The organism is Nocardia sp. JCM 38205 (assembly GCF_058222935.1).
This window is the reverse complement of the sequence record NZ_JBYHFL010000001.1, coordinates 330,458-350,571: the sequence shown is the minus strand read 5'-3', so window position 1 is coordinate 350,571 and position 20,114 is coordinate 330,458. Positions and strand designations below refer to the sequence as shown.

Here is a 20,114-nt window from a genome sequence, read left to right as displayed (position 1 = left end):
ACCGGGGGAGTCGTCGGCTGCCGCGCTTGCCGCATATCCCGGTGCGCGTCAGTGCGTGTCCGGCCGGGGAATTCGCACACCCGCGGCGCGAAGCTTGGCTTCCACCAGCGCGAGCGCCCGTGCGGTGGCCGATCCTTGTTCCTCGCCGTGGTGGGCGATCAGCTGGTATCGGGTCGCGGCCTCGGTGCCTGCTTGCAGGCCGGTCACGATGTTGAGATGGGCGGGGTTGGCCAAGTAGTGCTCGGCCATCGCGGTGGCGAGCTCGTCGATGCGGGGGTCGTCGGGTTCCCAGTCCGCGGCGTGGGCGGCGCGTTGGATCAGCGCGACGTAGCCGGGATCGTCGAGCGCCTGTTCGACATCGGTGAGGTACGCCTCGAAGCCTCCGGGGACCAACGCCTTGGCCAGTACCCAGCCCTCCCGGGTGGCGGCCACCTCGCCGGCCGGAAAGGCCAGGTCGGACATGCGTTCCAGCAGCGCGACGGCGCGGTCGCCCAGTAGCGCCCGGTCGCCGTCGGCGAAGCGGCGCAGCGTGGCGCGCCGCGCGATCAACTCCTCGATCCGTGCGGTGAGCTTCGCCTCCACGTCGGCGAGCGCGGCGGCGAAGGATGGCGCGTCGGCGGCGAGCATGGGCCCGATGTCGGCCAGCGGCACCCCGGCCGCGGCCAGCGTCCGCACCCGCACCAGCCGTAACAACTCGGCCGATCCGTATCGCCGGAATCCGGAGCTGTCGCGTTGCGGCTCGGCGACCAAGCCGAGCTTGTGATAGTGGCGCACCGTCTTCACGGTGACGCCGACGAAGGCCGCCGCCTGCCCGATCGTGACTCCGTTTCGCATGGTCTCAGCCTCCCGCATCAGGTGAGGCCGAGCGCGAAGGCGGCCGTGCCGGACGTCGCGACGAGCGAGGTGACGCCGACGTGCATCCCGATCGACAGCCGAATGTCCTTGTGCCGCCATGCCAGCCAGTACCCGGGGAAAGTGAAGATCACCCGCGAGAGGAACACCCACGGTGACCAGAAGTGGTACATCGCGAACAACACCGTGTTGCACACCGGCGCCCAACCGCCGAGATGGGCGATACGGGGCAGCAGGAAACCGCGGAAGTACAACTCCTCGATGAGCGGCAGGGCGATTCCGGTGAGCGGCAGGCAGATCGCCATCGTGGTGAGCAGCGTCGAGTACGAATAGCCGTCCAGGTCGAGGTAGGTGTTGTTACCGCTGCCACCGGTATTCGCGTACGGCAGCCAGGTGAACAAGCGCTTGCAGGCGTTGTTCAGCGGTGCCAGCGCCAGCCCGAGCACCATCATCCAGGCGATGAGTGCGATGACCATCGGCACCAGTTTCGCGCGCGGGACGGGTCTGCCCGTGTACTGCAGCACGCCGCGCAATGAGACGCGGCCGTTGCGCCGGCGGCCCAGCCACAGCAACCCGGCCAGGACCGGAATCAGGACCAGGCACAACGCGATCGCCCATCCCAGAAATGCCGGAAAACCGATGGCCGCGACGAACGGTTCCGCGACCAGCAGATAGAGGGCGACGATCAGGACGCCGGGGGCGAGATGCAAAGTCACCGACAGCGGCAGGCAGTGGCGGTCGCCCAGTAGCCGCTCGACCAGCCCGCCCGCCCGTGTGTCTGCCGAGGTGTGCATGACGAGAACTCCTCCATGTAGGTGGCCGCACCGAGCCGGATGAGCTCGGTGCCGCCAGGGCCGGCTACTCAGTGGACGCGGCGCTGGCGGCCACCGAACACCGCCGCGAGCAGCCGCTGCTGTGCGTTCTGGAACGGCACCGCGATGGACATGGCGGAATCGTCGACACAGGTCAGGGCCGCGGTCATGGTCGTGGCGCCGTCGGGGGTGCTGTACATCAGCGTCGCGTAGCCCGCGTGGGCGCCGTTGTGGGTGATCACGATGCCGCCGTCGTCGCCAAGATCCCGGATGAACACCCCGAGGCCGTAGTCCATGGCGGGGATGCCGGTCGGGTGCGGCGTGCACAGCTCCGCCAGCAGGTCGGCCGGCAGCAGTTCGCCGCGCAGCAGCGCGGAGAGGAAGGTGTGCAGATCCCGGGTGGTCGAGATCATGTCGCCGCCGCACGGGTTCCAGGAGGGGTTGTGACGAGTGACGTCGACGATTCGCTCCCCGCCGTCGCCGGTGCATCGGTAGTAGGCGTGGGCGTGCGGCTCGGGAATGTCCGGTGAGGTCTCCGGCGCCACGGTGCCCGAGAGCCCGAGCGGGTCCAGGATCCGCTGCCGCATCTCCTCGGCGAAGGACCGGCCGGTGACCTTCTCGATGAGCAGTCGCGCCAGCACATAGTTGGTGTTGGAGTAGCTCCAGCCTGCCCCGGGCGCGAACCGCGTCGGCTTGGACAGTGCCAGCTCCACCAGTTCCTGCGGCCGATAGGTCTTGAATCGGTCGGCCACCCACTCCTCGCCCGAGGGGGTGCCCGGTGCGGGGATTCCGAGCACCACCGTCCCGTCGTCGTAGAGTTCGCCGGTGAAGTTGAATATCCCGCTGGTGTGCTGCAACAGCATCCGCACGGTGATCCGCTCGTCGAGCGCGAACTCGGGCAGGTAGTGCACCGCGGGGCTGTCGAGCCCGATCGTGCCCTCGGCCACCAGGTGCAGGACCAGGGCCGCGGTGAAGGTTTTGGTGTTGCTGGCGATCCGGACGTGCCCGTCGACCGGCGGCTTCGCGGTCCCGCCGAGTTCGGCGGTCCCCGCACTGCCTGCCCATTCGCCGCGTTCGTCGTTCACCCGCACCGAGACGCCGACGAACCCGGAATCGACGATCTCCGCCATCGCCGTCCGAAGCTCCGGGCGGTCCTGCGCGGCAACGGTATTCGGCTCGATGGCCGCACTGTGCGCCCGGGTGGGGTCGAGGGCGGTGGCGGCGTTGTGGTTGTTCGGCATGGTGGTGTGCTCCTGTACTTCGCTGTGTCCCGGTCGGCTTCGTGCCGTGGCGAGGAGCGTCCACCCTGACCCGAGGTCAATGGCAACGGTGATGTGGACCACACCTAGCCGAGGGCGTTCAGGTCTATCAGGGTGGCGAGGATGGTGGCGCCGTGGTCGGTGCCTTCGGCGCCGGAGAGGATGCGATCGAGGAGGGGAGCGTTGGCGAGCATGCCCGCGCCGTAATGGCCGGTGCTGCGGGCGCTGGACAAGACGGCGTAGATGATCGCGGCGTACACCTGGGACCGGGGGATGGTGAGGCCGGGGATGGTGTCGAGGCGGGCATCGACGGCGTCGATCACTTCACGGAGTACGGCGATTTCGATCTCGCGCAATCGGTCCACGGCTAGTATCCGAACTTCATGCGATTCGACGGGGCCATCCGATTGTGTTGCACCAGTAACGTTTTCGCTTGAGATTTGATGGCGCACACGGTGATCGGGCAGTCGATGTGCTCCTGCATCACCCGGTGGGCGAGCTCGACGGACATGCTGAGAACGGCGTTGTGGCGAAAAGGGGGAAGGGCGTTCATAATCGGGAGCACCTCCGGTCTCGTCATCGGTTGGTGTGTGCCCCGAGAGCCGGGCTCCGATTGGGGCGGACCCGCACCGGCGCTCTGGAGCTGAGCTCAGTAGACACGCCGCGCAATGGCTTTGGAATGTCCATCATCGGGTTTCTTACGTCGAGACACCCAATTTCTGCGGTGGGCCGGCCACGACCATGTGTTCCACGGCGGGGCGTTCCATAATTCGAACAATCCGATAGCGAGGCTAACGAGATGGCAGCGGGGTCGACACTCCCACAACGGGCGGCCGGGCGGGAACTGCGCAGGTTGCGGATGCGGGCGGGCAAGAGTCAGACGGCGGCGGGCAAGGCGATCGAGGTGTCGCCGCAGACCATCGGGAGGATGGAGGACGGGCTACCGACGAAGTTGTCGCGGGTGTACGTCAACGCGCTGTGCGATGAGTACGGGGCGAGCGCGGCGGAGCGCGAGCGGTTGCTGACGCTGGCGGCGGAGGTCGAGGAAGCGAAGAAGGCCGGGAACGGGTGGTGGAGGAGCTATCCGGTCGCCCCGACGTTCGATCACTATCTCGGGCTCGAGGATGCGGCGCAGAAAATCACGACCTTTCAGCTGACCCTCCTGCCCGGTCTGCTGCAAATCAGCGAGTATCGCCGGGACATGATCTGGGTTGCCCACCCACATATGCCGACCGATGAGGTCGAGCGCAGGATCGAGCTCGCAGCCAGACGTCAGGCCAAGCTCGACGAGGACGGTTTCGAGATGGAAGTGATTCTCTCGGAAGCGGTTCTCCGGCACCAGGTCGGTGGCCGACCCATCATGGCAAGGCAGCTGCGGCATCTGATCGATGCGTCTTGCCGACCCGATATATCAATTCGGGTGATACCTCTGCGAGCCGATGGGCACATCGGACTGCAAGTCGGATCGTTCGTGCTGTTCGACTTCCCACCGCTGCCATCGTCCCGAATGATCGAGCCGCCGGTGGTTTTCGTCGAGGTGTACGCCGGGCACCTTTATCTGGAGCGGGAGGCGGAAACCAGGCGGTATCAGGGCGCACTGGACAGGCTTCGACCTGTAGCGTTGAACGAAGAAGACACCAGGTCTCTGATCCTGGAGATACTGAAGGAGTTCGAGGCGTGAGCGTTGATCTAACCCGTGCCCGCTGGTTCAAGAGCAGCCGGTCTGCGGATGCGGATGCCTGCGTGGAGATCGCCCACCTCGATGGCGGCATGGTCGGCGTCCGTGACTCCAAGAACCCGGCCGGCCCCGCCCTGGTGTTCACCCCGGCCGAATGGGACGCCTTCCTGAGCGGTGCTGCCCGGGGCGAGTTCGACCGCCCCTGATCCGCTGTTCGGGTCGAGGCCCCGATCCGCGGTGAGTCCTGGCGAGGCGCGGGCCCATCCGTTCATGCCTCCGCACGAACGGCCGCCGGGCGGAGGTGGGCGAGTGGTGGCGCGCGGTTCGCGGCGGGAGGCCGGGACCATGTGGGGCAGCTGTTGGCCCCTCCCGGTGTGATCCCGACCATGCTCGTCCCGCATTTCCGGCCTGCGACCTGGCAACCCCGTCCCGGTACCGGGTACCCCGATTCGCGCAACCTGCTGGTCGGCTGACAGGATCACCGGCGCAGTGCGGTCGAGGTGGGTGCATTCGCCACGTGGAATCGATGATCTACCCCCTCGATCGAGGGACACGTGGTTGGAAAGGAACACCGGGATTGACGACGGACGCGCGGGCTGAGCTGGAGGCTTTTCTGCTCGGAGACCGGTTCGCCTGTCTGGCGGGGCGCTCCGCCTGGCGGCAGGGCGGCATCACCCACCGCCACTACGAGGTGATGGGCGGCGCGGAATCGGCGCGGTTGATGGCCTCGGATCTGGCCGAATTCGTCGGCTCGGCGGAGTGGAGCGCACGCAAGTTCACCAGCTTCATCGCCACCTTCGAGCAGCCTCGGGGCGTGGACGAACTGCGTTTCGAAGAGCTGCTGTGGCAGCACCTGCAGCTGCTGCACGAGGCCGACGCCGACACGTACGCCTGGGCACCCGGCTACTCCTCGGACCCGCAGTCCGGCGAGTTCGGCTACAGCGTGGCGGGGCACCCGTTCTTCGTGATCGGCCTGCACGAAACCCACCGCCGCTACGGCCGCCGCCCACCGTTCCCGATGCTGGCGTTCAACTCCCACGAGCAGTTCGGCCGGATCAAGGCCGCGGGCATGTGGGATCGCCTCGCCGAGAAGATCCGCAAACAGGACATCGCGTTGCAGGGCGACATCAACCCGAACCTGCTCGAATACGAGAAGCTCTCCGAAGCCCGCCGCTACTCCGGCCGCCCCAAACCCGCCGACTGGCAGTGCCCGTTCAGCGCCCGCCCCGCCGCCCACGACCGCGAACTGGCCGGCGCCCAGGGCTGACCCGAGCCGGTCGCGCGGCCGACGTCACTATCGGCGAGCGGCAAGAGCGTCCAGCTTGACGTCTCGCCGGTCCGCCGGTGCCTGCGGGATTCGCGGGCGCCGAGGGCCTGGCGATCAGCGCTGCGACGATCTGCCCGGCGGTATCGACGTGCCCGGCGACACTGGGTGATCGAGTCGGTGCTCATTCGGATCGCGCCGGACACCCACGGCTGGTCCGTTGCGTGCGGGCGTCGTGACTCTGGGTCGTGGTGTCGAGGCCGACGGAGATGGCGTCGAGCTCGGCGGCTGCGGCGCCCATGGTGTGGCGTCGAATTCGGCGCCGTGGTCGACTGCCGAGCTCGCTACGCCCGATACGTGAGGCGCCATTCTTCCGCGAACGACGGCCGAGCGGTTCTGGCATCGCCATGACGGACGCCCTGCTGACCAGGGCCGCGCCTTCGTTGCGCGCGTCGGTCGCCGCGGAATGCTGGGAGATTCCGCTGCCCGGTAGGCCCGGACGTGCGTCGACGGCATTCCGGCGGTGTGACCGCGCGCGCCTGATCCGCTCGCGCGGGCTGCTGATCGTAGCGCTCGCGATCCACCAACACCTGCCATAAGTGAATCAAAAGTCTTCACTAAAAACCATGACAAGACCTACATCACCATGGTTATGTTAATGGTGATTCTGGCACTGAATGGTCCAGTGGTTGTCTGTCGGTGACCGCAGGGCGCGCAAGGATGGGTGATCGTATGCGGATGTCTGCTCCGGTGGCCGTCGCGGCGGTCATCGCGGCCGGGGTGGCCGTGCCGAGTTCGGCCGCCGGTGGTGAACGGCCCGTGCCCGCAGGGGAGGTACCGGCGACGGTGGCGGATCGCCGGCCGGAGGACGAGGCCCAGGCACGCATGGTCGGGCTGCTGCCGGTGTCGGCGCCGCCGCCGAGGATGCTGCGGTCGGTGGAGCCGGTGGGCGGTGTGCAGGCGGTACAGCGCTACGAGGTGGCGTTGCCGGTCGCTGGTGGCGCTCTCGGGATCCCGGAGGTGGTGCTCGCCGCCTACCGCAATGCCGAACTCGCGCTCGCCTCATCCACTCCGGGGTGCGGCCTCTCGTGGCATCTGCTGGCCGGCATCGGGCGTATCGAGTCGGGCCATGCCGCCGGTGGGCGGGTGGACGATGCCGGTACGACGGTGCAACCGATCTTCGGCCCCGCCCTCGACGGGACCCTTCCGGGCAACGAGGTGATCCCCGCGGCGGATGGCGGCTACGTCCGCGCTATCGGCCCGATGCAGTTCCTGCCCGGAACATGGGGCAAGTACGCCGCCGACGGCAACGGCGACGGCGCGGCCGACCCGCACAATATTTTCGACGCCACCGTGACCGCCGGGCGCTATCTCTGCTCCGGCGGCCTCGACCTGCGTGATCCGGTGCAGGAAACGCGAGCGGTGCTGCGCTACAACAACTCCCGCGCCTACGCGACCGATGTGCTGAGCTGGTCGGCGGCCTATCGCGACGGAGGCGCGCCTGCTCGGGCGGTCGATGTGACGCCCCTGCCGGTGCCACCGCCGGATTCCGGCGACGCACCGCCGGCAGTCCAGGCGGCGGCCGTCCCGGGGCCGCTCACGCTGGAGCCGATGACGTCGGTGTCGGTCCCGCATCGGCCGACTCCGCCGTTGCTCACCGTCCCCGGCCTACCGCCCATCGACTGCGGCCTGCTCTGCGCCGGGGGCCCCGAGCACACCGGCCCCTCCACCGAGTCGCCGGGATCCGATCCGGCGCCCGCCGCACCACCGGTCGAGGATGCCGAGCCCGGACTGCCCGGCCCCTCCGTATCGCCCGAGCCGCGCGAAACCCCTGAGTCGCTCGGAACTCCTCAACCGCCCGCAGCTCCTGAGCCGCTGGAACCGCCCGAGCCGCCGCAGGTGCATCGAGTACCGAGCATCACGTTGCCGTTCGGCATCGTGGTACCGCTTCCGGCGCCGCCGACGTAGGCGAGGCGAGCATGTCGTTGAGGATTCAGCCCACACCGAGCGCCATGGCGCCGGGCGCGCCGCCGCGAGCGGTCGCGATTTCCGCGGCGCGGGAAGTGCTCGACTATTTCGGCAAGTGTCCGGCGTGCGGATATCCCGCGAACGCGATCGCGCGCACGGTCACCTACAGCGATGGTTCGGTGCGCGAGCTGGCCACCGGCACCTGCGGGTTGCCCTGCGGATGGTCGGGTCCGGTCGAGCTCACCACGATGACCGGACCGAGGCGTCGATGAGCCGAACAAGCCCTCGGCGCCGCTGCCGCGCTGGGTTTCCGGATGAGTGTCACGGGAGGGGATCAACCGATGTTCGCAGGTAGGAATGCGTCGTTGCTGCATCGCTATCTGGGCGACCGCAGATTCGTGCTCGCACTCCCGCGAGCGATTTCCTTGCAGGTCCTGCAACCGGCGATCGCCGCGGCCCTGGTGGAGCATGCGCCGGAACGGTTGTGGGAGCACAAGCGACGCACCGTCTCCAGCATGGTGCACATCGCCTATTCGCAGCGTGATCTGCGCCTGGTGATCCGTTTCGGGCACGAGCACGTGAAGGGTGTCGATGATCTGGGCGAGCGCTTCCACGCGTTGAACCCGGAGCTGTTCTTCTTCCAGCACGCCACTTACGTCGACACGCTCGTCACCGCGATCTCGACCTTCATCCGCCCGCTGTCGGCCGAGGACCGGGAGGAGCTGTACGCGGATTGCCGTGACTGGTATCGCCGCTACGGCATCTCGGCGCGCAGCCAGCCCGCCACCTGGCCTGCCTTCCTCGATTACTTCACCGACGCCTGCGATACTCAGCTGCGCCCGAGTGCCCACTCCGCACTCCTGGAATCGCAAGTGCTGCGCCCGGATTCATGGCTACCCGGCACCCTCCCCGGTTTCGCGGTGCGCTCGCTGCTCCACGACCGCGCAGCCGAACTGTTGGACGCGCGTCCCAGCACCGCCGACACCGTCGCCTTCCGCACCTACGCCACCGCTGTCCGCGCCGGAATGCTGCTGGCCCCGCGCTCGGTCAAATACCTGCCGGCCGCCCGGCTCGCGGCCAAGAACGATCAGACCTACATGGACACGACCGCCACCGCCGGCGCATCGTGAAGCACCGCGCCGGACAGCGCTTTCATGGCGAGTGCCTCGACAGGGCGGAACACATCGGCCTGCCGATCATTGCGGGTCGATTCCTCAGCCGGTGAACCCGGTCGCGGCCAACGCCTCGGCGAGGGGCTCGGTGACTCCGTGAATCCGCCGAGCCCGGAGGCGAACAGTTCGGTCTCGACCGAGTCGCGGCAGCAGTTTTTCGGAAGCGCCGGACGAATTCGCGGGTCAGGCTTGGCACCGACTTCGATACCGAGGAGAACCATGTCGAGACAATCCTGGGGCCGGCTGTTACTGATCGCGGCCGCGGTGGTGAATCTGCTTCCGGCCGTTGCCGTCCTGTCCGTGGACCGCGCGGGTGCCGCATACGGGCTGGAGTCGGTCGACGGCGATCTGCGGCTGTTGCTGCGCCACCGCGGTCTGCTCTTCGCGATCCTTGGCGCGGGCTTGCTGGTGGCGGTGTTCCGTCCGCGCCTGCGCGCCGCCGCCCTCACCGCGAACGCGGTGAGCATGGCCGGTTTCCTCGCGCTGATCCCGCTCGAACAGCCCGTGGGGTCTGCGCTGATGCGCGTGGCGAAGGTGGACGCGGTGGGCCTGCTCTTGCTTGCCGGTGCGGCGACGGCGTTCTCCAAGCGCGATGCGGGGAGCCTCGGATGAGGGCGATCGTCCTGGTGCTCGCGGCCGTATTCTTCGGCGGGATGGGGCTTTACGCGTGCGCGGCACCCGCGATGCTGGCTCGGCCGTTCGGCCTGTCGGTGCAATCCCCGGTGAGCCGATCTGAGATTCGGGCGGTATACGGCGGCTTCGGGCTCGCCATGGCGCTCGTACTCGGCTGGTCGGCGTCGGGAACGGGTGCGATGCACAGCGGCGCCGCCGTCGCGGTGGGTATGGCACTCGCCGGGATGGCGGTCGGGCGCGTCGTCTCGCGTGCGTGCGACGCGCCCACCGCGTTCTATCCGATCTGGTTCTACTGCCTGGTCGAAACGGTAGGGGCCGGGCTGATCCTCGCCGTCGCGTGAGCGGGCTCGGACCGGCGAGGACGGCGTCGTGCGTGCAGCGCACAGCCTTCAGCTATATTGAAGCTCGGCCGATTGTGCGCTACTCTCGCCGGCATGACGGAAACTACTACTGATCGTAGTAATGGTGTCGGCCCCGGCGGCTTCTCCCGACGCGTCCTGTTCGGTACCGCGCTCACCGCGGCCGGTGCCGCGACCGCCGGCGCGGTAGCAGGCCGAGCTACCGCGCCGCAGCGCAGCGCCTCCGTGATCGAGGCCTTTCATGGTGCTCATCAAGCCGGTATCGCCACCCCGGTCCAATCCCACGCGCTGTTCCTCGCGTGCGACCTCGCGAGACCCGACCTCGGGGCACTGCGTGAGCTGCTCTCCGCATGGACCACCGTCGCCGCGGCAGTGACCGCGGGGGAGCAGATGCCCGAATCCGCCGATGCTCTCCCGGGGGCGAGCGCTGAGACCGATGTCGCCGCCGGGCTCGCGCCCGCTCGGCTGACGGTGACGTTCGGGTTGGGCCCGAGCGTGTTCGACGACAGATTCGGGCTGGCCGCTCGCCGACCGAAATACCTGCACCCGCTTCCCGAATTCGCCGGCGATGCGCTGAATCCGGCGTGGTCGGGTGGCGACCTGCTGGTGCAGATCTGCGCCGATGACGCCCAGCTGGTCAGCCACACCTTCCGGGCCTTGCGCGCCCGCATGCCCGGCCTTGCCCGCATGCGGTGGACCCAGCACGGTTTCCTGAGCCGCCCGGGCGGCGACGGCACCCCACGCAACTTCTTCGGATTCAAGGACGGAACCGCCAACCCCCGCAACGGAACCGTCGACTTCGATCGCGCGGTGTGGGTGGACGCCCCGGACGAGCCGGACTGGTTTCAGGGCGGAACGTATCTGGTGTTCCGCAAGATTCGGATGAAGACCGCCGAATGGGATCAGCTTCCGGTGTTCCAGCAGGATCAGATCATCGGCAGGCGCCGCGGCGACGGTGCCCCGCTGGGTGCGCATTCGGAGTTCGATCCAGTCGACCTGCGTGCCCGGGACGCCAGGGGAGAGCTCGCCATCCCGGACGACGCGCACGTGCGCCTGGTGCACGGCATCCCCATGTTGCGCCGCGGCTACAACTACGACTACGGAGTCCTGATCGCCAACGCGGGCGGTGCACCCGACCCCGAGCCCGCCCGCCCGCACACCCACGCGCCCGGCACCCCCGAACACACCCACGGCGGCCACAGCCAGCTCGACGTCGGCCTGCTCTTCGCCGCGTATCAGAACAACCCGCCCGAGCAATTCATCAGAGCCCAGCAGGCCATGACCACCGACCGTCTGAACCCGCTGATCCAACACACCGGCAGCGGATTCTTCGCCATGCCACCGGGCGTTCGACCGGGCGAGACGATCGGCGCCGGGCTGTTCGGTTGACCGGCGGGGCGGTTGCGGGAGCGCCGCTGCCGCGGACCGATCACTCCCTCGCCGACAACACCACGCCACCGTCATCGACCGCGGCGGCGAGTTCGCCGAGCAGACCGAGCGAGCGGGTCAGCTGGATGGAACCGTTCTTCTCCAGCGCACGGCTGAGCGCGCAAGCGATAAGTTAATGTGTATTCTGTCACTGAAACGAGTTCTAACAGGCAATATAGCCGTCTATGTTAGGTTCAGAACTCTCATAGCAATAGCAGGATTGGGGATGCGTCGGCACTACGAGGGGTCGGTTTCGGTGGTGGCTTCGACACCGTGGAGAGCGCCGTGGGCACGGCGGGTTTCGCGGCGTTGATCTGCTCGAACAGCCGATGGGGGCTGCCCCGTTGCGCACGCGTTCGGGCTGCTGGTCTTGCTCGCCCGGGGGGCGGTGGTGCTCGTTCTGGAAGCAAGATCAGGAGGGCCGCGGGGAGAGCCGTTGCGCGGCTGTATCTTTCGGCGGGAAGAGGCGTCAGGCGCGATAGGGGGCGGCAACCTCCGCTGTGCCGGCTGCGATCAGTCGACGATGAGCACGAGGGTTTCGGCGACGCAGGCCGGCTTGCTCGCTCCGCCGTCCACCACGTACTTCGTCCTGACCAGGGCGCCCGCGGGGGATTCGGTGACGTCGGTGAGGGTGACCGTTGCGCGCAGCGTTGACCCAGCGGGCACCGGCGCCGGAAACCGGACCTTGTCCACCCCGTAGTTGATTCGCGCCGAGCCGAATTCGAACGAGACCAGTGATCGGCTGAAGTGCGGCAGCAGCGACAGGGCGAGGTAGCCGTGGGCGATAGTGCTGCCGTAGGGGCCGGTGGCCGCGCGTTCGGGGTCGACATGAATCCACTGCAGGTCGCCGGTGGCCTCGGCGAATGTGGTGATCCGCTGTTGATCGATCACGAGCGGCTCGCTGGGGCCGATCGGGTCACCGAGCGCGGCGCGGACATCGTCGAGTGAGGTGAAGACCGTGGTCACGGCGAACTCCTGTCTATCGGGCGATGCGATCGACGGTAGCCCGCCGGGGATGCGGACGCCTGTCGCGACGGCGCGGGAATGTCCGGCCGGTAGGCGGCGATGACGTCCGCGAGTGGCCCGGATCAGTCCGGCCGGTGGCAGAAAACTCGCTCCAGGAGAACGCGCAGCTGATCGCGCTCCTGGTCGCTGAGCCGGTCCAGCCCTTCTCGGGTGGTGCGCATCTTGGCGCGGATCGCGTCGGTGACGCGCTCGCCCTCGGGGGTGATGACCAGGGTGGTGACGCGCCGGTCGACCGCGCTCGGCTCGCGGCGCACCAGACCGCGCTTCTCCAGACGGTTGATGATTCCCGTCACGTTGGACGCGTCGCAGGCCAAAGTGTCGGCCAGGGCGCGCATCGCGACCGGCCCCCGGCGCAGCACCGTCAACGTTTTGCCTTGGCTCGCAGTGAGGTTCTCGCTCGCGGCCGCGACGGTGAAGTCCCCGTAATAGGCGCCGAGCGACACCGACAGCAACTCCATGAGCCGGGCCGTCTCGACGTGGGGTGCTTGCGTCATGTCACCACCCTATCCGCAGAAACTTGACTATCTCAAATAGTTACCTCTAGCGTGGCCATTGCTTGAAGTGCTCAACCATTGATGTTGTCAAGTAATAGGAGTATTCAGTGACCACCACCGCGTCCGCGGCTTCCCGCACCGCCGAGGTCTTGTCACGGCCCGTCCAGCTCAACGGCCTGACCGTCCCCAACCGCATCGCGATGGCGCCGATGACGCGCATGTTCTCGCCCGACGGTATCCCCGGTGACGATGTGCGGTCCTACTACGCCCGCCGCGCCGCCGCCGGCGTGGGCCTGATCGTCACCGAAGGGACCTATGTCGGCCACGAGTCGGCAGGCAACCATGACCGGGTGCCGCGCTTCCATGGCGAGGAACAGTTGGCCGGGTGGGCGAAGGTCGCCGAGGACGTGCACGCGGCCGGCGGCACCATCGTGCCGCAGCTCTGGCACATCGGCATGGTCCGCAACCAGGGCGAACAGCCCTACCCCGAGGCTCCGGCCGTCGGCCCCTCCGGCATCCGGGTCGACGGCACCGAGAGCGCGGGCAAGGCGATGACACAGTCCGATCTCGACGATGTCATCGGCGCCTTCGCCGAGGCCGCTGCGGCCGCCGAGCGCATCGGCTTCGACGGCGTCGAATTGCACGGTGCGCACGGCTATCTCATCGACCAGTTCCTGTGGGAACGAACCAACCGCCGCACCGATGGCTACGGCGGTGACGCGGTGGCCCGCACGAAGTTCGCCGCCGAGATCGTGGCCGCGGTGCGAGCGGTCGTCTCGCCGGAATTCCCGGTGATCCTGCGCTACTCGCAGTGGAAGCAGGAGGCCTACGACGCGCGGCTGGCCGAGACCCCGCAGGCGCTCGAGGCGATTCTCGCGCCGCTGGTCGCGGCCGGTGTGGACGCCTTCCATGCCTCCACTCGCCGCTACTGGCTGCCGGAGTTCGACGGTTCGGACCTGAACCTGGCGGGCTGGACCAAGAAGCTCACCGGCAAGCCGGCCATCACCGTCGGCTCGGTCGGTCTCGACGGCGATTTCCTGCACGCGTTCCGGGGCCGGGGGGCCGAGCTCGGCAACCTCGACAACCTGCTCGATCGCATGGAGCGCGACGAATTCGACCTCGTCGCCGTCGGCCGCGCGCTGCTGCAGGATCCGGAGTGGGCGTCGAAGGTGCTCGACGGCCGCTTCGACGAGCTGAAGCCATATGAGGCGACGGCACTGAAAACGCTGAGCTGAGCGAATTACGCTGTGCGATAAGAGGTCTGGTTGTCGGCCGCCGGAGCTGCGCCCTTCGCGCGTTGGGGGTCGGCTCCGGGTGCGGCCCGTCAGTAGTCGAGCGCGTGTGCGGGCTGACAGACCTGCAGTGGCGACGGTAGATATCGCGCTACGGCATCCAGTAGCGGTGTGACGTCGCCGCGAGCGGCCGCATCGCACAGCACGGGCACCGCGTCGCCGACGTGGGTGAGGCGGCGGACATGGTCGTGCACCCTCTCCGGTGGCATATCCGGCCTACCGGTGTCGGCGGACGCGGCGTCGGAATGCATGATCGCCGCCCGCAACCGGCGATACCACGGCTCGGCGAAACTCCACTGCCGTCCGTAGTAGGCGGCGGCCACCGGCTCCATCGCCCACATCGAAATCAGCTGTACGACGCCGTCGAAGAGCGTGCCGAGTCCGTGCGGAACGTGCAGCACCAGCGGCACCGCGCCGTGGGTGCCCGCGATGGTGCCGACGCAGCGATCGAAATCGGCGCCGGGCCGATCGAGGCCGGTCACCAGGCACAGTCGCGCGACCTGGTGATCGTCGGCGACGCGCAGCGCTGCCTCGAGCCGCGGGGAGTCGGCAGTGGCGTTCATGACGGCCAGCATGCCGTCGGCCAGGCGGATGGATCGTTCGAGCAGGGGGATCGGTGCGTGAGTCGACAGTTCGTCCAGTCGTATCGTGTGCCCGGTCGGCCACGCGGCCGATACGGGCCCGGCCCCGGTGGAGGCGCGACGCAGACGGTGGACGACGCCCCTCGTATCCTCCGGGTCGCCGACGACCGTGACATTGCGAATCGACTGCGGGTCAATGAGTTCGGTGCCCATCGCGTGGTGATCTCCAGATCGACTCCAGGAGGCGATCGCCTTCCCGATCCGGCCTCACCGTACCTGCCGCACCGAATCCGTGAAGCGGAATTCCGACCCAAAATAGAACGTGTTCCTATAACGTCGGGTTCGTGCAGAAAGAACAACGCCCCGCCGTGGCCGACTGGTTCACCGCGGACGACGGCACGGTGCGCCTGAAGGGAAGCCGCTGCACGACCTGCGGCACGCCATACTTCCCGCGCAACATCCTGGCCTGCCGGAACCCGCAGTGCGCCGGTCCGAAGGACGGCTCCGAGCTCACGGAGTATCTGTTCTCCACTCGTGGCCGGATCTGGTCGTATGCCGACGCCAGGTACAAACCGCCGGCGCCGTACGTCTCGCCCGATCCATTCGAGCCCTATGTCGTGGCGGCGGTGGAACTCGAGGTCGAGCAGATGGTGATTCTCGGCCAGGTCGTGCGCGGTCTCACCGTCGACGATCTGGCCGTCGGCATGCCCGTCGAGCTGACCCTCGGCGTGCTGTACGAGGACGAGGACGCCGAGCACACGGTGTGGATGTGGAGGCCGGTCGATGCCTGAATCGAATGACCGCGATATCGCCGTCCTCGGTGCGGGCATGCACCAGTGGGGCAAATGGGGGCGCAACTTCGTCGAATACGGGCTGGTAGCGGCGCGTGCGGCGCTCGCGGATGCCGGGGTGGATCACCGCGACGTCGGCTACATCGCCGGTGCCGACACGATCCGCAACGGCTACCCCGGGTTCGTGGCGGGCGCCACCTTCGCGCAGGCGCTCGGCTGGTCGGGTGCGCGGATTTCGAGCAGCTACGCCGCCTGCGCCTCCGGGGCCCAGGCCATCGCCAACGCGCGCGCCCAGATCCTGGCCGGACTGTGCGACGTCGCCCTGGTGGTCGGCGCGGACGCCGCCCCCAAGGGCTTCTTCCAGCCCGTCGGCGGTGAACGCCGCGACGATCCGGACTGGCTGCGCTTCCACCTGCTCGGCGCGACCAATCCCATCTATTTCGCGTTGTACGCCCGCCGCCGGATGGCGCTGCACGGCGCCACGCTCGACGATTTCGCCGCGGTCAAGGTGAAGAACGCCCGGCACGGGCTGAACAACCCGTATGCCCGGTACCGCAAGGAGGTCTCGGCCGAGGAGGTCGCGGCTTCGGCCATCGTCTCGGATCCGCTGCGCCTGCTCGACATCTGCGCGACCAGTGACGGTGGCGCCGCGCTGGTGCTGACGTCGATGGAGTACGCGCGCCGCCACGGGGCCACCGATCCCGTGCGCATCCGGGCCCTGTCCACGGTCACCCCGACCTTCCCTAAAACCGTGCTCGATCTTCCCGATTTCGCGACCGACTCCGCCGTGGCCGTCGAACCGCCGCCGCGCGAATTCCGCTCCGCTGTCGCGCACGCCGCCTACGAGGAAGCCGGTCTCGGCCCCGACGAGCTGTCCCTCGCGGAGGTGTACGACCTCTCGACCGCACTCGAACTGGACTGGTACGAGGACATCGGCCTCTGCGACAAGGGTGGCGCCGAGGACCTGTTACGCAGCGGCGCGACCACGCTGGGCGGTCGCGTTCCGGTGAACCCGAGCGGTGGCCTCGCCTGCTTCGGCGAGGCGATCCCCGCCCAGGCCATCGCTCAGGTCTGCGAACTCACCTGGCAGTTGCGCGGACAGGCCGACGGCAGGCAAGTGGAGAACGCCCGCGCGGGAATCGCGGTGAATCAGGGCCTGTTCGGCCACGGTTCGGCGATCATCGCGACCCGCTGAAACCGCGGCGATCCCGCCCCGGTACCGCACGGAGAACGCTCGACGACTCTCGACAACGCCCGACAGCGGAGCCCGGCCGTCTCGCCGGAGCTCCGCTGTCGGTCTGTGCCGGTGCTATGTCTGGCAGTTACCCACCGGAGTGGCCGGCGCGGCCGGCGTCTGCGATGCCAGCATGGCCGCGATCAGATTCAACAACACGTCCATACACTTCTCCTTGTCTCAATTGTCCGCCGGGGTGACGCTATTCGGCCGGCGGTGTACCCATGTGGGCACGTTATTTCTGATCGAGCTCGACGAGTTTGCAGACACAGAGCGTCACGGTATGCGCGAGGATGCCGCCGAAGTATCGTGTGCAGAACTCGGCGTACCCGACGGGGTCGCATTGGTGCGCGTGCCAGGCCGAGTCGACTTCGAGATCATCGGGCAGGTAGTTGCCCTTCATCCCACTCGCGCGGTATCGCTCGAGTGATTTCCGGTAGCGCGAGACCCGGTCATCGATCTGGGCCTCGGTCAGCGCGGTCGAGCCGGGCCAGAACAGATGCCCCCACCGCAGGTTCTCCCGGATATGGGAGTCATCGAAATCGGCTGGGGGGACCGGTGTTTGCGTTTCGGTCAGAATGGTGCCGGTGGTCATAGCCTGGTTCCTCGATTCGATCAGAACTCACCATGTCGGCCAACAGGTCTCCAGCAGCGCCGGAGCTCCTCGATCTTCGAGGCATCGGTGTGGTGCGTCAAACATCACATGATTCACCTTTGGGAATGTTGGTTGGCTAAATAGCTTGTGCAACAACTTTGTTCGTCTGGACGTCACAGTCCGGGAGGGAACTCGTAGCTACTCGGGACGGCGGGCGTCATCCATCGCGTGCCGACGACGAGTGCGACTTGATCGTGGTGTACGAAGCGGTAGGCGGCCGGGTCGCCCTCGTACCGGGTGCCGTTGACATAGAGCTGAACGGTCTCCAGTGGAGTCAGCTGGATGGGGCCGACCCGGTCGGACGTCAACGGCTGGCCCCACTCGGTGAAGAACTGTCCGAGGGTGAAGGGGATGTCTTCGCCGGACTCGATGTGCACGATGCCGGAGGTGTCATGAGTGTGCAACGGAGACCCCATCTTCCGGGCTTCGTCGATGCCGACCGACGCCGGGACGGTGACGTGCTGTCCGTACACGATGACATCGAGGTGCACGTGGTAGTGATACGTCGTCATGACCGTGTGTGAGAGTGTGAGCCCGGCGGCATGGACCGCGGCTTCGACGTCGGTGGGTAGCGGCCAGGCGGGCTGGAGCAGCGCGGATCCCGACGGAATCGGTTGAGCGGCAGCGAGTCCGGTGCCGGACACGGTGAGGGCGACGGCGGTGACTAGTGATGATGCGATTCGCATCTGTCGACAATTACGCACGAGCACCCACCGGCCCGCACGTGCGCTTCCCATGATCGGGAAACGGCCTGGCTATTGCGCATCGGTATGCTCTCTCGACATCCGGAACGATACTGCCGACCGCGACGCGGTGGACATGGGATTGTCTCGGCGACAACTACTTTCGCTGGCTCTGGCGACGGCGATGGCCGGATTCCAGGGGACTCGGAGGTGGGATTTCTGGTAACCAGAATTGGCACTCTCCCAGTTATACTCGCCGCCGTGCCGTAGTCGGAGGGCTGCTTATGGGAGCATCATGCGAGGACAATGGGCAGTCGAATTCTTCGACGGCGGATTCCGTGAAACCTTCTCCACGCTCGGGATCTACGACGATACCGACGCGGAGGTCGATGCGATCGTCGCCCTGCTCGATCTTCCCCGCGGAGCTCGAATACTCGATATTCCCTGCGGATTCGGCCGGCATGCCGGTCCGCTCGGCCGCCGGGGCTACCAGGTCGTCGGGGTGGACAATTCACCGAGTCAACTCGACGATGCCCGGCGTGGATACCCCGACTGCACGTTCGTTCTGGCGGACATGCGGACGCCGCCGGCCGGGCCCTACGATGCCGTACTGAACCTCTGGACCAGCTTCGGCCTACTCGACACCCGTGACGACGACCGCGCCGCGCTGGCTGCGTGGGCCGACGTGCTGGCGCCGGGCGGCAGACTCGTCATGGATATCGATGTGCTCGAAAGCTTCGAGCATCGGGTGCGTAGCGGCGACGAACCGATCAGCCATCAGCTCATCCGACGACACGACCTGCTCGGCCGAGCTCGATTCGATTGGGCCGAACAGGAACTCGCCTTGCACTGGGCCCGCCCAGGATGGTCGCGACGGTGTCGGCTCCGCATGTACTCGAGGCGGCAACTCGAAACGGCGCTGCGCGACGTCGGCTTCCTCGACATCACATTCGCGGGCGATCTGTACGGCGGCCCGGTCGATCCGGACAGGCGAACCGTGATCGTCGCAACCAAGTAACCGGATCCGACGTGCCGAGCCGCCGCGGCCCGCTCCACGTCCGTCCGGCCCCGCCCGAAACGAGCGGGGCCCGACGGTGTGGCGCTACTCGGACTGCCCGCTGGGGAACGACCCCACCAGTCCACCGTCGACGACGAGATCCTGGCCGGTGATGTAGGAGGCGTCGTCGGAGGCGAGGAATGCCACGGCGGCGGCGACTTCCGCGGCGTGGCCGACGGTGCCCAGCGGTACCTGGGCCGCGTTGCGCGCGTCGGCGTCCGGGTCGGTGTTGGCGTCGCGGTACATCTCGGTGTCGATATAGCCGGGGCTGACCGAGTTGACGCGGATACCTCGTGGCGCGAGGTCGGAGCCGAGGGTGCGGGCCAGATTGTGCACCGCGGCCTTGGTCGCCGAGTACACCGAGGCGACCGGCAGACCGCGGTGCAACGTCCATGAGGCATTGAGGACGATCGCGCTGCCCTCCCGCAACAGGGGCAGTGCCTTCTGGACCGTGAAGAACACGCCCTTGAAGTTGACGTCGACCGAGCGGTCGAAGTCGTGTTCGGTCAGCTCGGCGCTGGGTTTGAAGATGCCGGTGCCGGCGTTGGCGAAGACCGCGTCGAGCCGGCCGCGCCAGGTCTGGATGGCGCGCATCAGGGCATCCAGGTCGTCGAGGTCGGAGACGTCGGCGCGCACGGTCAGCACTCGGGGGCCGGCATCGAGGTCGGCGGCGGCCCGCTGCAACCGGGCGTCGTCGCGTCCGGTGATGACGACGTAGGCGCCTTCATCGAGCAGGCGGCGGGCCGTTGCCAGGCCCATGCCGGAGGTGCCGCCGGTGATCAGGACAGTGCGGTTGGTGAATCGTTGCATGCGAATGAGCCTGCCGCCGGGGCGCGGCTTGCAGCAGTGCGCGCTGAACATGGGTCTGACACCACC

24 protein-coding genes are annotated in these 20,114 nt (G+C 67.7%); 13 read left to right on the top strand and 11 right to left on the bottom strand.

The genetic code is table 11. The annotated features are described in order from the left end of the window. Positions 1-48: 48 nt before the first annotated feature. From AC4HOU_RS01640 to AC4HOU_RS01625, 4 genes are all read right to left on the bottom strand, one after another. On the bottom strand, positions 49-834 hold the full coding sequence (locus tag AC4HOU_RS01640; protein WP_490724039.1) for a MerR family transcriptional regulator: 786 nt from the start codon (positions 832-834) through the stop codon (positions 49-51). Between the two features lie 17 nt (positions 835-851). Continuing rightward, the gene (locus tag AC4HOU_RS01635; protein ID WP_163811052.1) at positions 852-1,646 is read right to left on the bottom strand and encodes a CPBP family intramembrane glutamic endopeptidase; all 795 of its coding nucleotides are present in this window, start codon (positions 1,644-1,646) and stop codon (positions 852-854) included. A 68-nt stretch (positions 1,647-1,714) separates the two neighbouring features. Then, entirely contained in the window at positions 1,715-2,905 is a 1,191-nt protein-coding gene (locus AC4HOU_RS01630) for a serine hydrolase domain-containing protein (RefSeq protein WP_490724038.1), read from the bottom strand. 104 nt (positions 2,906-3,009) lie between these two features. Next, positions 3,010-3,288, bottom strand: a complete 279-nt coding sequence (locus tag AC4HOU_RS01625; RefSeq protein WP_194992207.1) for a hypothetical protein — start codon at positions 3,286-3,288, stop codon at positions 3,010-3,012. A 434-nt stretch (positions 3,289-3,722) separates the two neighbouring features. Here AC4HOU_RS01625 and AC4HOU_RS01620 point away from each other — a divergent pair, with 434 nt between their 5' ends. The 6 genes from AC4HOU_RS01620 to AC4HOU_RS01595 all read left to right on the top strand — a co-directional run bounded on the left by AC4HOU_RS01620 (position 3,723) and on the right by AC4HOU_RS01595 (position 8,963). Next, a complete protein-coding gene (locus tag AC4HOU_RS01620) occupies positions 3,723-4,604 on the top strand; it encodes a helix-turn-helix domain-containing protein (protein WP_490724037.1) in 882 nt (293 codons plus the stop codon). Continuing rightward, the gene (locus AC4HOU_RS01615) at positions 4,601-4,807 is read left to right on the top strand and encodes a DUF397 domain-containing protein (RefSeq protein WP_490724036.1); all 207 of its coding nucleotides are present in this window, start codon (positions 4,601-4,603) and stop codon (positions 4,805-4,807) included. The genes AC4HOU_RS01620 and AC4HOU_RS01615 overlap by 4 nt, the downstream gene beginning before the upstream one ends. A 371-nt stretch (positions 4,808-5,178) precedes the next feature. After that, positions 5,179-5,868, top strand: coding sequence for a guanitoxin biosynthesis heme-dependent pre-guanitoxin N-hydroxylase GntA (gntA, locus tag AC4HOU_RS01610; RefSeq protein ID WP_163811064.1), 690 nt, complete (start codon positions 5,179-5,181; stop codon positions 5,866-5,868). A gap of 735 nt (positions 5,869-6,603) precedes the next feature. Beyond that, positions 6,604-7,833 carry a lytic transglycosylase domain-containing protein gene (locus AC4HOU_RS01605; protein ID WP_490724035.1) on the top strand — a complete coding sequence of 410 codons (1,230 nt, stop codon included), beginning with the start codon at positions 6,604-6,606 and terminating at the stop codon, positions 7,831-7,833. Positions 7,834-7,844: 11 nt separating this feature from the next. Next, positions 7,845-8,105: a hypothetical protein gene (locus AC4HOU_RS01600; protein WP_163811068.1), complete on the top strand. Its 261-nt coding sequence runs from the start codon at positions 7,845-7,847 to the stop codon at positions 8,103-8,105. A 69-nt stretch (positions 8,106-8,174) separates the two neighbouring features. After that, positions 8,175-8,963, top strand: coding sequence for an oxygenase MpaB family protein (locus AC4HOU_RS01595; RefSeq protein WP_490724034.1), 789 nt, complete (start codon positions 8,175-8,177; stop codon positions 8,961-8,963). Here AC4HOU_RS01595 and AC4HOU_RS01590 read toward each other — a convergent pair. After that, a complete protein-coding gene (locus AC4HOU_RS01590; RefSeq protein WP_490724033.1) occupies positions 8,927-9,226 on the bottom strand; it encodes a hypothetical protein in 300 nt (99 codons plus the stop codon). The genes AC4HOU_RS01595 and AC4HOU_RS01590 overlap by 37 nt on opposite strands. On the opposite strand from AC4HOU_RS01590, the gene AC4HOU_RS01585 reads away from it, so the two are divergent. The 3 genes from AC4HOU_RS01585 to AC4HOU_RS01575 all read left to right on the top strand — a co-directional run bounded on the left by AC4HOU_RS01585 (position 9,225) and on the right by AC4HOU_RS01575 (position 11,386). Beyond that, a complete protein-coding gene (locus AC4HOU_RS01585; protein WP_490724032.1) occupies positions 9,225-9,617 on the top strand; it encodes a hypothetical protein in 393 nt (130 codons plus the stop codon). The genes AC4HOU_RS01590 and AC4HOU_RS01585 overlap by 2 nt on opposite strands. Beyond that, a complete protein-coding gene (locus tag AC4HOU_RS01580; RefSeq protein WP_490724031.1) occupies positions 9,614-9,979 on the top strand; it encodes a DUF4345 domain-containing protein in 366 nt (121 codons plus the stop codon). The genes AC4HOU_RS01585 and AC4HOU_RS01580 overlap by 4 nt, the downstream gene beginning before the upstream one ends. 93 nt (positions 9,980-10,072) lie before the next feature. After that, positions 10,073-11,386, top strand: coding sequence for a Dyp-type peroxidase (locus AC4HOU_RS01575; RefSeq protein ID WP_490724030.1), 1,314 nt, complete (start codon positions 10,073-10,075; stop codon positions 11,384-11,386). Positions 11,387-11,938: 552 nt separating this feature from the next. Here the strand turns inward: AC4HOU_RS01575 and AC4HOU_RS01570 are convergent. Together AC4HOU_RS01570 and AC4HOU_RS01565 are read right to left on the bottom strand one after the other, a co-directional pair. Further along, positions 11,939-12,391, bottom strand: coding sequence for a MaoC family dehydratase (locus tag AC4HOU_RS01570; protein WP_195007105.1), 453 nt, complete (start codon positions 12,389-12,391; stop codon positions 11,939-11,941). A gap of 122 nt (positions 12,392-12,513) precedes the next feature. Continuing rightward, entirely contained in the window at positions 12,514-12,945 is a 432-nt protein-coding gene (locus AC4HOU_RS01565; RefSeq protein WP_194991168.1) for a MarR family winged helix-turn-helix transcriptional regulator, read from the bottom strand. Between the two features lie 107 nt (positions 12,946-13,052). Here AC4HOU_RS01565 and AC4HOU_RS01560 point away from each other — a divergent pair, with 107 nt between their 5' ends. Continuing rightward, entirely contained in the window at positions 13,053-14,180 is a 1,128-nt protein-coding gene (locus tag AC4HOU_RS01560) for an NADH:flavin oxidoreductase (protein WP_195019435.1), read from the top strand. Positions 14,181-14,269: 89 nt separating this feature from the next. Here the strand turns inward: AC4HOU_RS01560 and AC4HOU_RS01555 are convergent, their stop codons facing one another. Next, positions 14,270-14,800: a hypothetical protein gene (locus AC4HOU_RS01555; RefSeq protein WP_490724029.1), complete on the bottom strand. Its 531-nt coding sequence runs from the start codon at positions 14,798-14,800 to the stop codon at positions 14,270-14,272. Between the two features lie 386 nt (positions 14,801-15,186). Between AC4HOU_RS01555 and AC4HOU_RS01550 the strand changes: the two genes are divergently transcribed. Both AC4HOU_RS01550 and AC4HOU_RS01545 read left to right on the top strand, forming a co-directional pair. Then, complete coding sequence (locus tag AC4HOU_RS01550) at positions 15,187-15,609, top strand: Zn-ribbon domain-containing OB-fold protein (RefSeq protein WP_195020762.1); 423 nt, start codon at positions 15,187-15,189, stop codon at positions 15,607-15,609. Beyond that, on the top strand, positions 15,602-16,804 hold the full coding sequence (locus tag AC4HOU_RS01545) for a lipid-transfer protein (RefSeq protein ID WP_195019433.1): 1,203 nt from the start codon (positions 15,602-15,604) through the stop codon (positions 16,802-16,804). The genes AC4HOU_RS01550 and AC4HOU_RS01545 overlap by 8 nt, the downstream gene beginning before the upstream one ends. Before the next feature lie 274 nt (positions 16,805-17,078). Here AC4HOU_RS01545 and AC4HOU_RS01540 read toward each other — a convergent pair whose 3' ends face one another. Both AC4HOU_RS01540 and AC4HOU_RS01535 read right to left on the bottom strand, forming a co-directional pair. Next, positions 17,079-17,438, bottom strand: coding sequence for a hypothetical protein (locus tag AC4HOU_RS01540; protein ID WP_195019432.1), 360 nt, complete (start codon positions 17,436-17,438; stop codon positions 17,079-17,081). A 173-nt stretch (positions 17,439-17,611) separates the two neighbouring features. Next, the gene (locus AC4HOU_RS01535) at positions 17,612-18,184 is read right to left on the bottom strand and encodes a hypothetical protein (protein WP_195019431.1); all 573 of its coding nucleotides are present in this window, start codon (positions 18,182-18,184) and stop codon (positions 17,612-17,614) included. A 292-nt stretch (positions 18,185-18,476) separates the two neighbouring features. On the opposite strand from AC4HOU_RS01535, the gene AC4HOU_RS01530 reads away from it, so the two are divergent. Beyond that, a complete protein-coding gene (locus tag AC4HOU_RS01530; protein WP_490724028.1) occupies positions 18,477-19,199 on the top strand; it encodes a class I SAM-dependent methyltransferase in 723 nt (240 codons plus the stop codon). Positions 19,200-19,283: 84 nt separating this feature from the next. Here the strand turns inward: AC4HOU_RS01530 and AC4HOU_RS01525 are convergent, their stop codons facing one another. Next, the gene (locus AC4HOU_RS01525) at positions 19,284-20,048 is read right to left on the bottom strand and encodes an SDR family NAD(P)-dependent oxidoreductase (protein WP_163813246.1); all 765 of its coding nucleotides are present in this window, start codon (positions 20,046-20,048) and stop codon (positions 19,284-19,286) included. Positions 20,049-20,114: the final 66 nt, after the last annotated feature.

Bases quoted from the DNA above. Each gene is read 5' to 3' on its own strand.
- AC4HOU_RS01585 (WP_490724032.1), top strand. From the start codon at position 9,225: ATGTCGAGACAATCCTGGGGCCGGCTGTTACTGATCGCGGCCGCGGTG.
- AC4HOU_RS01590 (WP_490724033.1), bottom strand. From the start codon at position 9,226: ATGGTTCTCCTCGGTATCGAAGTCGGTGCCAAGCCTGACCCGCGAATT.
- AC4HOU_RS01525 (WP_163813246.1), bottom strand. From the start codon at position 20,048: ATGCAACGATTCACCAACCGCACTGTCCTGATCACCGGCGGCACCTCC.
- AC4HOU_RS01530 (WP_490724028.1), top strand. From the start codon at position 18,477: ATGCGAGGACAATGGGCAGTCGAATTCTTCGACGGCGGATTCCGTGAA.
- AC4HOU_RS01565 (WP_194991168.1), bottom strand. From the start codon at position 12,945: ATGACGCAAGCACCCCACGTCGAGACGGCCCGGCTCATGGAGTTGCTG.
- AC4HOU_RS01600 (WP_163811068.1), top strand. From the start codon at position 7,845: ATGTCGTTGAGGATTCAGCCCACACCGAGCGCCATGGCGCCGGGCGCG.
- AC4HOU_RS01545 (WP_195019433.1), top strand. From the start codon at position 15,602: ATGCCTGAATCGAATGACCGCGATATCGCCGTCCTCGGTGCGGGCATG.
- AC4HOU_RS01640 (WP_490724039.1), bottom strand. From the start codon at position 834: ATGCGAAACGGAGTCACGATCGGGCAGGCGGCGGCCTTCGTCGGCGTC.
- AC4HOU_RS01575 (WP_490724030.1), top strand. From the start codon at position 10,073: ATGACGGAAACTACTACTGATCGTAGTAATGGTGTCGGCCCCGGCGGC.
- AC4HOU_RS01635 (WP_163811052.1), bottom strand. From the start codon at position 1,646: ATGCACACCTCGGCAGACACACGGGCGGGCGGGCTGGTCGAGCGGCTA.
- AC4HOU_RS01595 (WP_490724034.1), top strand. From the start codon at position 8,175: ATGTTCGCAGGTAGGAATGCGTCGTTGCTGCATCGCTATCTGGGCGAC.
- AC4HOU_RS01555 (WP_490724029.1), bottom strand. From the start codon at position 14,800: ATGAACGCCACTGCCGACTCCCCGCGGCTCGAGGCAGCGCTGCGCGTC.
- AC4HOU_RS01605 (WP_490724035.1), top strand. From the start codon at position 6,604: ATGTCTGCTCCGGTGGCCGTCGCGGCGGTCATCGCGGCCGGGGTGGCC.
- AC4HOU_RS01540 (WP_195019432.1), bottom strand. From the start codon at position 17,438: ATGACCACCGGCACCATTCTGACCGAAACGCAAACACCGGTCCCCCCA.
- AC4HOU_RS01535 (WP_195019431.1), bottom strand. From the start codon at position 18,184: ATGCGAATCGCATCATCACTAGTCACCGCCGTCGCCCTCACCGTGTCC.
- AC4HOU_RS01630 (WP_490724038.1), bottom strand. From the start codon at position 2,905: ATGCCGAACAACCACAACGCCGCCACCGCCCTCGACCCCACCCGGGCG.
- AC4HOU_RS01620 (WP_490724037.1), top strand. From the start codon at position 3,723: ATGGCAGCGGGGTCGACACTCCCACAACGGGCGGCCGGGCGGGAACTG.
- AC4HOU_RS01580 (WP_490724031.1), top strand. From the start codon at position 9,614: ATGAGGGCGATCGTCCTGGTGCTCGCGGCCGTATTCTTCGGCGGGATG.